Source organism: Nocardiopsis sp. CNS-639 (assembly GCF_000381685.1).
Classification (GTDB): Bacteria; Actinomycetota; Actinomycetes; order Streptosporangiales; family Streptosporangiaceae; genus Nocardiopsis; species Nocardiopsis dassonvillei.
Genome location: NZ_KB906884.1, coordinates 36,962 through 47,583, shown reverse-complemented (window position 1 = coordinate 47,583; position 10,622 = coordinate 36,962). Strand labels below are relative to the sequence as shown.

Annotated in this window: 7 protein-coding genes and 1 pseudogene; 1 reads left to right on the top strand and 7 read right to left on the bottom strand. The window is 69.1% G+C overall.

Annotation, left to right across the window (positions count from 1 at the left end; all coding sequences use genetic code 11):
• The 3 genes and pseudogenes from G011_RS0127395 to G011_RS0127380 all read right to left on the bottom strand — a co-directional run.
• Window positions 1-607, bottom strand: a pseudogene (locus tag G011_RS0127395) (hypothetical protein); the annotation flags it as partial.
• A 517-nt stretch (window positions 608-1,124) separates the two neighbouring features.
• Window positions 1,125-2,603 carry a site-specific integrase gene (locus G011_RS0127385; RefSeq protein ID WP_036553207.1) on the bottom strand — a complete coding sequence of 493 codons (1,479 nt, stop codon included), beginning with the start codon at window positions 2,601-2,603 and terminating at the stop codon, window positions 1,125-1,127.
• Between the two features lie 2,651 nt (window positions 2,604-5,254).
• Window positions 5,255-6,151 carry an FkbM family methyltransferase gene (locus G011_RS0127380; protein WP_019611260.1) on the bottom strand — a complete coding sequence of 299 codons (897 nt, stop codon included), beginning with the start codon at window positions 6,149-6,151 and terminating at the stop codon, window positions 5,255-5,257.
• A 24-nt stretch (window positions 6,152-6,175) separates the two neighbouring features.
• Between G011_RS0127380 and G011_RS0127375 the strand changes: the two genes are divergently transcribed.
• Complete coding sequence (locus G011_RS0127375) at window positions 6,176-6,697, top strand: ATP-binding protein (RefSeq protein ID WP_231391609.1); 522 nt, start codon at window positions 6,176-6,178, stop codon at window positions 6,695-6,697.
• Here G011_RS0127375 and G011_RS0127370 read toward each other — a convergent pair.
• From G011_RS0127370 to G011_RS0127355, 4 genes are read right to left on the bottom strand one after another with little or no spacing between them, the layout of a single operon-like run.
• Window positions 6,651-7,544, bottom strand: a complete 894-nt coding sequence (locus tag G011_RS0127370) for a glycosyltransferase family 2 protein (RefSeq protein ID WP_019611258.1) — start codon at window positions 7,542-7,544, stop codon at window positions 6,651-6,653. The genes G011_RS0127375 and G011_RS0127370 overlap by 47 nt on opposite strands.
• Window positions 7,529-8,743, bottom strand: a complete 1,215-nt coding sequence (locus tag G011_RS0127365) for a glycosyltransferase (protein ID WP_019611257.1) — start codon at window positions 8,741-8,743, stop codon at window positions 7,529-7,531. The genes G011_RS0127370 and G011_RS0127365 overlap by 16 nt, the downstream gene beginning before the upstream one ends.
• Window positions 8,740-9,438 carry a hypothetical protein gene (locus G011_RS0127360; protein WP_019611256.1) on the bottom strand — a complete coding sequence of 233 codons (699 nt, stop codon included), beginning with the start codon at window positions 9,436-9,438 and terminating at the stop codon, window positions 8,740-8,742. The genes G011_RS0127365 and G011_RS0127360 overlap by 4 nt, the downstream gene beginning before the upstream one ends.
• A complete protein-coding gene (locus G011_RS0127355) occupies window positions 9,435-10,592 on the bottom strand; it encodes a glycosyltransferase (RefSeq protein ID WP_019611255.1) in 1,158 nt (385 codons plus the stop codon). The genes G011_RS0127360 and G011_RS0127355 overlap by 4 nt, the downstream gene beginning before the upstream one ends.
• Between the last annotated feature and the right edge of the window lie 30 nt (window positions 10,593-10,622).

Sequence of the window (10,622 nt, the reverse complement as noted above, 5' to 3'; positions counted from 1 at the left end):
CGGCGTTGAGCCCCGCAGGCGGGGTGAAGGAGCCGTCCTCGGCGATGTCGAAGCGTTCGCAGTAGCCGGAGGGGCCCTGGAAGATGATGCTGTTGCTGAAGATGCTCAGTCCCACGTCCTGGCCGTGGGAGAGGGTCCAGCCGTCGTAGGAGGGCGCGGAGTTGTAGAAGCTGGACACCGACAGGTCCAGCCCCGTTCCGGCCACGGTCAGGTCCCGGTGGCGCACGACGAGGTTGCCGTCCTGGGTGTTGACCGCCAGTTCCATGCGGTCGCTGATCTGGTGGCGTTCCAGCGGGTACCAGGACTGGATACCGCGGTTGACGCCGTCCGCGCAGGTGCCGACCCGGGTTTCGGGTTCTTCCGAACGGTTCTGGGCCTCGGGTGCGCTCTCGGCCCCGGGCGGAGCCCAGGGTTCGTCGGGGGGTTCTCCGCCCACGGGTTCGGTGTTGGCCTCGCCCGGCTCCCAGGTGTCGGGGACCGGGACGGTGCGGTCGGCGGGTGAGTGGGGGCCGGTGTCGGCCAGGGCCGGGGGCGCGGACAGCAGCCCCAAAAGGAGGGTGGAGGCGGCCGTCGCGGCCGTCAGGGACCAGGGGATGTGTTTTCTCACGAGGGGGATCGCTCCCAGGGGTGGGGATGTGCACGGGGAACACCCGGGCATGACGACCCTGGTCTGAGGGTCCGTCTCCGGGTGGCTCAGGCACCCGGTACGTTACGGAACGCCACCCCACCGGCACCATGAGCCCAGGGTGAAGAGCGTGACCCTGGGTGAGAGGGACCTTCGGGAAGTTTGACCACGGGCGCAACGGAGACAGGCCGAATTTGTGCAGGTGGGTGAGAACGCCCAGGGAAACACGGTGTCGCGTGCACCGGATAGTGTCCCCGCGACCCGCTGGGCTCGGTGGCCGGAACCGGCCCCGACGACAACTGTTGCTGCATGACAACATGGCGCTAGAGGCGCGTTGCTCACCACTGCGGGCACTTCCCTGAGGCCACCTCCAGGGGACCTTTGATCCGATCGGTTACCGGCCTCGAGCGCGAGGAAACCCCAGGCCAGTGGGGGTGAGCCCGTGGACTGACCTGGGGTCGGTGACGCAGTGTGGCTCCTAGTGTGCTCGCCGGTTCGGCTACCCGACCCTCACCGGAACCGGGCCGCGCAGCAGCGCGGCGGTGGCTTCGGCCGCCGCTTTGGCCACGTCCGGGAACACCGACTGGTAGGTGTCCTGGGTGAAGTGCGTGGTCGCGTGCCCGAGTTCGGCCGAGACGATCTTCACGTCCGTTCCCGCGGCCAACGCAAGCGAGGCGGCTCCGTGGCGGAGCCCGTGCAACGTGATCGGCGGCAGCCCGGCGGCCCTGGCGATGCGCAGGAACCAGTCACTGACCTGACCTGGGTGCCATCCTGCGCCGTTCTGCTTGGTGAAGGCCAAACCGGTGTCCGTCCACGCTGTTCCGACTTTGAGGCGGGCTTCGTTCTGGAACCGCTTCCAGGCCCGCAGCACTTTGATGGTGTCGGTGTCCAATGTGATGGTGCGCTGTCCCGCTGCGCTCTTCGGGGTGGAGGTGATCGTCTCCCAGGCCAACTGGACGACCTGGACGCGGACGTCGATCTGCCCGTCCGTCAGCCGGGTGTTGGACCAAGGCAAGCCGACCGCTTCTCCTCGCCGTAGGCCTTTGACCGCGATCAGGTGGAACATCGGGTACAGCCACGGATACTTCCTCGCATGGATGAGAAAGGCGCGGGTCTGCTCCGGGGTCCACACCATCACCTCTCCCGGCACGGTCCCGTCCTTGGCCCATTGGCGCACCCGATCCGGTGTCCACACCAGCGGGCGTTTCCTCGGACAGGAAGGCAGGCGTACGTGTGAGGCGATGTTCACCGACACCGGCAAGTCCGGACGCCTGACCGCTTCGGACAACGCACTCCGGAGAGTCGCGCGGATGCGGTGCTTGGTGGACAGGGAGATCACCCTTCGCCCCCTGACCGAGGCCCGCACCTGGAGGTCGTCGGACTCGCGGCACTCCAGGATGCGGGCGTTGGTCTCCTCAATGAGGTTGAACATGGTCTCGACGTGGCGGGCCTGGAGCTTGTCCACCCGGAGCCGGCCCAGGTACGGGACGAGATAGGTGCGGATGTGCCCGGCGTAGGAGGCCCGGGTTCCCGCGGCCAGGTCGGGTTTGCTCTTCAACCACTCCCCCAGCCAGGCGGCGAGGGTGGGTGGTTCGGTGCGTACGTCCACCGCCATCGCGACCCGTTTGCGTACCTCCTGAAGGTCTGGGAGTGGGCGGCGTTGCTTCAACGCCGCCTGGACCAGGTCAGCGATCTGCGCTTCGACCGTGGGGTCCTTCTCCGCCAGGCCGATGAGCGCTTTGACGTGCTCCAGGCCTTTTCGGGCTTGTTCCTGGGAGGGCAGGCCGACCCGTCGGGCTTGGCGGCGCCCGCCCTCACTGGTCGGGGGAAGCTCGTACTGGAACGCCCACGCTCCGTGGGCCGGGTTCCAGCCTCCGGTCCGGCGTTTGAGCTGTGGACACCTGGCCCCCAACGCCCTGCCGGTGTTCTCGTCGCGGCATCCGCACCGTTTGAACGTGGACCCCTCACGCGCGGCCATGCACGGCCTCACCTTCATCTTGATCACCACGCACACCACATCCGTCAGCCCTCGGCAGTGAGCCGACTTCGGCCACGATGACCGAAGTGCTCACACCCACCCGGAACACCTGCTCACCACCTCTGAGCTGCACGGATACGGCGTACGGCCCCGCATGTCGCGGGGTACCACGCATCCACGCTCGACCTCGTAGAGGTGGTCAAGCGGATTCGACACAACCGTCGTCCGATGGGCACACACCCCCGCCCGCCCATCCGATACGCCCGGCATCGCCCCGTTCCTGCCACGGCCCTGGCCAGGGCCGTGGCAGGGGTCAACGACGCGGGCCCTACCGCGCCCGCCACACGGCCCGTCCGCGCCGACCAGCCCGCCCCAGGACGCCTGGGGCACCGCCGCGCGGTCGGGCCGACGTCGGGGCGCTGACAGCCCCACGCCACCCGCCCGCGTCCCGGGGCCGCACCATGAGCCTGAAACCCGCCGCGAACCGCCCCGTCCTAGAGCAGTGCTTCTCCTCGCCACCACGCCACGGCCCTCCCCCGACGTCGTCTTGGGCCTCTTCGCCCTGATGAACCCCTATGAAGACGCACCCGATGCAGATGCGACACCCGACCTCAGGGCCTCACACGGCTCGGCCTCCGCCACCTCTCACCGCTAACAGACCAGGTTGCGTGAAGCGCTGCTCGGGACAGCAAAAAAAGCGCGGCAGGAATCAACAGGAAACGCTGTGATGCAGCGCCTGGAGCTGGGCGATCTTGGGATCTGCACAGGAGCAAGGGATCAGCTTTGTCTCTCATGATGAAGCCGAAAGACTTTCGCTGAGAAAGAGGCGAAGGAAGAAGGAACACCGCGCGAGCAGAGCGCCCGTGGAGGCGGGCGGGGCGGGCGCGCTCGCCCGTGAGCGAGGGCGCCCCGCCCGCCTACGTGACGAGAACTACCTACTGGGGTATAAGTCTGGACACCCATTGGCCCACCCAGATGCCCTCTGAACTGCACAAAAGCACGAGCCGGGGTGGGCCAGCTAAGAGTGGCCCACCCGCTGGCCCAGTCGGTGGCCCATGCGCTGGCCAGGGGTTCACTTTGGGTTCAGTGGAGGTTCACACCCCACCTTCCTGCTTCCAAGGAAGTCAGAGAGAAAGCGCGCATGCGCTTCTCACAGGCACAGGAAATCGCGCTTTGCCACTCGATAAGCGAGAGCACTCCGGCTACCTCGATCGCACTAGAGCGACTCTTCGCGGGAAGGGATCGCGATTGCGATCCGGAAGGAGAAGATCCCTTCTTCCATGGCGTCTTGGCCAGGGGAAGCCTGCGCGTGGCAGGTGATCGGACTTGCACGCCCCTGGTCTGGTGAGAGGAAGAGAGGGTAGACGAGACCGCCAGGGAGGAGGCGCAGCGGGAGGGGGAAGGCAGCCACGAGTGGGCTGAGGCCACGGTAGACGTAGGCGGGCGGTTCCGCCCCCGCTTGTCGGGGCGGGCCCGCCCGCCTACGTGAAGGGGACTGCCCACTGGGTATAAGTCTGGCTTCCCAACGGCCCACCCGCAGCGGCTCCCACCTGCACTGATAACGCCCGCGAGGTGGGCCGATCAAAGCGGCCCACCCATGGGCGGAGGCACAGGCGGAGTCACAGGCCCCCGGAAAGGCGGAGTCACAGGCGGAGTCACAGGCCCTCCAACGGCCCACACCCTGACACAAGATTCTTCTGCCCCTCGCCACGTGAGGCCGGGGCGGTGCTGACTGTGATCAGAGTCAGCACCGCCCCGGCGTGGGTTCTTACCCCTCAGGTCGCGATCGCCTGCCAGCGCCGCACCAGGTGAGCCAGCTCAGCGAACTCACCCTTGCCACTGCCCCCAGGAGCAGAAAGCGGTGATGTCTCCGGGCCTCGGCCATCCGCCGTTTCCCTGCCTCGGTTCACCTGCACGCCTCCCCTGCTGTGGGCACGGACGACGCGGTCCTCGTGCCGCGCGAGATAGGGGCGCACCCCGCACACTCCGTCATCGTCCTCGCACCACCCACGTGGTCCCGTGTACGGGGTCTGCTGTGGCAGCACCCGCACCGGAGCCTCCCTCGGCTGCTCCTCTCCATGCCGAGGCCGAGGAACATCCACATGCACCTCGACCGCAGCACGCACCGCAACCGGTTCGCGGTCTCCCCGCGCTCCCCGCGCCCGCCTCGAAGGCAGCGGTGAGCGAACCTCGACGACCGGTCGTGCACTCGGTCCGGTGGGGCCGCAGAACAGTGCGGCAAGCACCGCTCCGAGGATCCAGCGCACCTGTTCGCCCCAACCCTGGCGGCGCCTGCGGTGCCGCCCGCTATGCTTCTCCACGGTTTCCTCCTGGTGTACTCAGGTGGGAATCACGCCCCGGGCCGGTGTTCTCAGCACTGGCTCGGGGCACCCTTTTGTTTTGTCAGCGACCCCGCAAACGAGGCCGTTTCTTCCTGTGCGGCCGCGGGTGAGTGTCAATGGCCCCGAGGCCATACGCCCCAAAACTGCGCTTCTCACTCACTCTGCAAAATTAGTCACAAAGCGCCCCAAAGCCCAGCGAATAGGTGCCCTTTTCGCTGAGGGTGGTCGATGTTCCCTTGGGTGGGCGAGAACCTTCAACCCCACCAGTCGAAATAGTCACCGTGTTCTACTGGGCAGCTACGTTCCTGTTCAGAGGTGGTCTGCGTCGAACCGGGAGAACACCAGGTCGCTCATCTCTGCGACCGGTCGCTCCCACCTCTGCGGCGGGATAGGCCTCCTGATCGCGGTGGGATAGGTGGTCGCGTCGTACTCGTTGGCGATGCGGTAGGTGTGAAAGCCTGCTTCCCTCAGCGGTCCAATCACGGCGCACGGGTCGAGTCCCTGCTTCGCCAGAGCTCGCGGAGTGATCTCGATGATCAGTTCGGCGTCGGACCGCAGCGTTCCGAGCGCGGGCAGGAGGCTCCGCACCGCTGCGACTTCGGCCCCCTCGACGTCGATCTTGATCAGCCGTGCGTTCCGGACCTCGGCAGAGTCGAGGATTCCCGTGAGCGGCGCGGCACTGGTGTGGAAGGATTCGTGCACGACACGCGGCCGGACCGTGGAAGTGCCGCCGGGGTTGCCTGGGTCGGCCAGGAACATCTCTACACATCCGGGTTCCGCCGCGACGGCCTGGGCGACGGTTCGGATGTTGCGCGCACCGTTGAGCAGGATGGTCGCCCGCAGGTGCTGGTGAAAGCGCGGAACGGGTTCGATCGCGACGACGTGCCCGGTGGGACCGACGAGGTGGGAGGCGAGCATCGTGTAGTAGCCGATGTTCGCGCCCGCGTCCACGAAGGTGTGACCGGGTTTGAGGCGGCGGGTGATCCACGCGGTCAGGTGGGGTTCCCAGGTGCCGAAGGTGTAGAGGTAGCGCTGGATGATGTCGCTGGTGGTGACGGGGAACCGGCCTCCGAAGCGTGCCTGGGCGAGGGCGGTGACGGGCCTGTGCGTGAGTTCGTGGTCCAGCCACCGGATAGCTCGCGGGGAAACGACTTCGGGCGTGTGTCGGATCGTTGTTCGTAGGGTTGCTCGGGTGAAGCGGTGCATCGGCTGCTCCGGGAGGGAGGACGTGTGGGACGGGTCCCTGTGGTGTTCCTGCTGGTCGGCTTGACCGGATCGGGAAAGACCACCTACGCGCGGACCGTGCTGGAGCCGCGCGGTGTGGTGCGGTTGTCGGTGGACGAGGAGGTCCACCGGCGGCACGGCCGGTACGGGGTGGACTATCCGGAGTGGGAGTACTTCGAGCGCCAGGCCCCGGTCGTGGAGTGGGTGCGCGAGCGTCTGGTCTCGCTGGTGGCCGAGGGACGTGACGTGGTGGTGGACCACGGTCTGTGGCGGTGTGCTGAGCGGGCCGAGTGGAAGAAGCTGGTGGAGTCGGCGGGGGCGCGGTGGAGGTTGCTGTACTTCCCCGTGGAACAGGAGGAGTTGCTGCGGCGGTTGTCGGAGCGCAACCGCCGCCAGGACGCCAACGCGTTGACGGTCACGCCGGAGGCGCTGGCGGACTTCGTGGCCAGGTTCGACCCGCCGGAGGGTGAGGGCGAGGAGGTCATCGCTCCGGGTTCGTTTCCGCGTGGGCCGGCCGCCACCGGGTGAGGATCCGGTGGGCTTCGCCCTGCCAGCCGGGCGGGGTGCGGTCGAGGGTGACGGGACGGAATCGGAGCACGGGGTCGGCGGTATCGATCCGCCCGCCGTTCTGACGCAGGTGTTCCAGGAGTCGGGCGGCCTCATGGCGGACGGCCGGGCTGGTCTCGGTCCAGGCGCCGGAGGCGAAGCGGTCGATCCGGCGCCGAAGGTCGGCGTCGATTCCGTGCCGCCATTTGAAGTGGTGGACCACCGCGACCGGTCCGTGGGCGGGGTGGTGGCCAGGAGCGCGGTGGTTGCCCGAGGAGACGGTGACGCCGGAGCGGGCCAGGACGATCTTGCGGGGGTCCGCCAGCAGTAGGCGGTGGGTGAGCCAGCCGCCCAGGGGGTAGGCGGCATCCAACCGTGCTCGCGGGTCCTCCCCCGTGGTCTCCGCTTCGGGCGGGTGCCATCCGTTCAGGTGTCCGGTGCGGGTGACCCGGTCGAGCATCAGACCGCGCACCACCGTGTGTCCTGCGGTTTTCGCTGCTGTCACGGTGCCGTCGAGGCTGGTGGCGAAGGTGTGGAACTCGTCGCTGTCGGCGATCAGGTGCCACTCGGCGTCGGCGTGGGCCCGAAGGCGGTCGCGCAGGCTGGCGTTGGTGGTCTCGTGCCAGGGGCCGTGCTCGACCAGTACCGGGGTGACGCCCAGGCGGTCGAGCGTCTCCCGCAGGCGCTGTTCGCTTCCCTGCGGTGCGTGCTCGGGCAGGTGGAGTGCGAGGTGGAAGTCGCGGACTCCGAGCGCCCGGTAGTGGTCGACCCAGGCGTGGAGCAGGGTTGTCTCGACGGGTCCGATGACGGCGATCAGCGATGGGGGCATGACTGTTCCTCCTCGGTGGCCAGGCTCTGGAGAAGCGCGAGCATCCGGGCCGGTGTGCGCAGCCCGAGGTCCTCAGCCGCTGTCGGCGGAGGTGTCAACGGCGGGTGCGTCGCGGCCTCATCGATGGCGTGGGCGAGCGCGACGGGGTCTTGGGGCGGGACGACGGTGGCCCAGGTCCGGACGCGCCCGGTCAGGTCGGGGTCGTGGTCGGAGAGCAGGAGCGGGACGCCGAAGCGGGCGCAGTCCGCAACCAGCCCGGACTCCTTGCCCACTCCTGGGCACCGGATGACGGCGGTGAAGCTGCTGGCGGCGTAGACCTGCCGGATGTCCGCGGGGTTCAGTGGGCCGTGTAGCGCGCGGAGGTCGACGCCGGGTGCTCTGGCCATACGGTCGAGCAGGTCCGGATCGGTGGGGCTGCCCGCGACGAGGACGTGAAGGGGCTGGGTGAGGTGTTCCAGAGCGGTGGTCACGGTCGCCATGTCCTTGTGCGGCCACCATCCGCCCACCAGGCACAGGACGGCTTCCCTCTCCGGCAGATCGAGGGCCTGTCGTGCGCGGGTGCGTTCGCTCGGGCTGATGCGCTCGTCGGGGTTGGCGAGGGCGAAGGGGTGGACCGCGGTCCTGAGCGCGGGGAAGCGTTCGCGTACCTCGTCCTCCACGGACCGCGTCGGGCACAGGGCGAGGACCCGCCTGGGCGGGACGAGGCGTCCGAGTGCCCGCACGATGCGGTCCTCGGTGGTGTTGACCTCGTGGACCACGCGCAGGTGCGGTGTCCGGGACAACGCGCGGGCCAGGTCGTGGAGGGCCTCGCTGGCGGTAAGGATGACGGCGGTCTCGGGGGTGCGGCCCAGCAGGTGACGTGCGGTGTGCAGGGAGGCGGCTTCGGTCAGGCATCGGGCGACCAGGGTGACCTGGTGCGGGAGTCGCCGGTGTGGCAGGTGCCGTGCCCTCGCGGCGGAGCGCTGCGCGCCCTTCCCCAGGGCGAGGAGAAGGCGGGCTTTGACGCCCTCCGGTCGTGTGGCCACTCGGACGCCGTGCTCTTGGAGCAGGGTGTGTACGTGGGCTGGCATTCCGTTGAGAGTGATCACCGCGACCTGGTGGCCTGCGGTGGCGGCGGCACGGGCGAGGTGGGTGAGGTCGTGCTGCCAGTGCCCCGCGTGTTCGGTGGCCGGTTCGACCAGCGCCACGGCCCGCCTCACGATCGCTCCTGGGCACAGGCCGCGTCGAATCGGGCGCGCAGCCATACGGGATCGTTCAGACGCTGCCAGGCGGGGGCGTCGTCGGGTGTGCTGCGGGCGAAGGCGGTGCCGTCGCGCGCACCGCGTTGGACCCAACGGGTGAAGCGGCCTCCGGCCGGGGCGGACCAGGCGCGGAGTTGCTCGCGCGTGGTGTCGGTGTCGGCCCCGTACTCGCAGCCGCGGGTGAGCATCGCGACCTCCCGGAAGGCGGCCTTCCAGGCGTGGTAGGGGCTCTGGTCGAAACGGGTGGTGCCCGCCACCTGCTCGAGGAACTCCACCCGCCCGGGGAGGGCGGCGAGGACGTCGACGGCCTCGCCCAGGTGGCGGAGGGCGTCGCGGCTGATGAGCTTCATCCCGCCGTAGCCGTAGGCGCGGCCGGTGACGGGGTTGGCGGCCTTCCACACCCGCATGGCCACGTCCTCGCCCAGGGCATCGGGTTCGAGGGTGAAGGTGGTGTGGATGTGGAAGTCTCCGTCAGCGAGGAGGAAGGCGTCGGTGTCGACCAGTTCGGCGGCGAGCCGGTAGGCGCGGCGCATGCCGACCACGCCGTGCAGGCGTTTGACCGGGCGCTCCAGGACACGTTCCAGGCGGGTGTGCAGGTCGTTGGCGAGGGGTTCGTCGAAGGAGAGCATCACCGCGTCGGGGCGGGGGTTCACGCGATCGCCTCCAGGTAGCGGGTGGCCACGCGTTCGGGGGCGAGGTGGCGGGTGGAGTCGTGGGCGTGGCGGCTGTGGGCGGACCAGAAAGCGGGGTCCTGGACCAGGCGGTCGGCGAGCTTGACGGCTCCGTCGAGGTCGTGGGGGTCGAAGAGCAGGTCCTGGTGGACGGCCTCGGCCATCCACGCCATCCGGGGCGCGATGACGGGGACGCCCATGGCGTGCAGGTCGATGATCGACATGGACCAGGTGCAGCCGGGGCGCAGGGGTGCGAACCCGAGGGTGCTCTCGGCGAGGAAGGAGCGGTAGCGTTCGCGGTCGCCGCCATCGGTGCAGACGGTGACTCCGGGGGTCGCGGAGAGTCGGGCGAGGGCGTGTTCGGGACTGGGGTCCAGGGCGATGCGGCTGGGGTCGCGGCGTCCGAAGAGGTCCATGACGCGGAGGGCGAGGCCGTTGGCGGTGACCCGCTGGGCGATGTCGACGAAGTGGCCGGTGCCGTAGTGGCGGTAGAGCCGGTGGTTGTACAGACCTGTCGGGTGCTCGGGAGCGGTGGCGTCGAAGCGGACCAGGCGGGGATCGCGGGGAGGCGGCACGATGTGGATCCGGTCGTCGACGTCGGCCCGGTAGGTGGCCGAGGCCTGGAGGACCCAGTCCCGGGCGGTGCGGGAGTGGACGAGGAGGCGGTCGCAGGCGGCCAGGCCGCTGGCGAAGGCCAGGCGGAGGGGGACTTCGAGGCCGCCGTCGCTGAGGGAGGCGTCCTTGACCAAGTGGCCGTATTCGTCGACGGAGAAGGGCAGGTAGTGGCAGTAGCCGACGACCTGGGCGTCGATGCCCGCGTCGAGCATCGCGGTGCGGACGGCGGGGGCGGCCTCGATCTGGTTGGCCACGACGGTGTCCGGGCGGGTGGCGCGCAGGAGCTGGGCGAGGTAGCCGATGTCGTGGGTGAGGCGCACGCGGTACTTGCTGGTGGCGGCGGGTGGGGGCACCATGTGGCGGACGCGGGTGTCGGTGACCGGGATGGGGCACACCAGCGTGACGTCGTATCCGGCGTCGGTGAGTGCCGGGGTGAGGATGTCGGCGTAGATCCACCCGGAGTCGGCGCTGAGCCGGGAGGCGTTGGAGACGTTGAGCAGGTAGAGCATGGACCTGGACATGAGGGTGCTTTCTTCGTCGTCGGGGGTGAG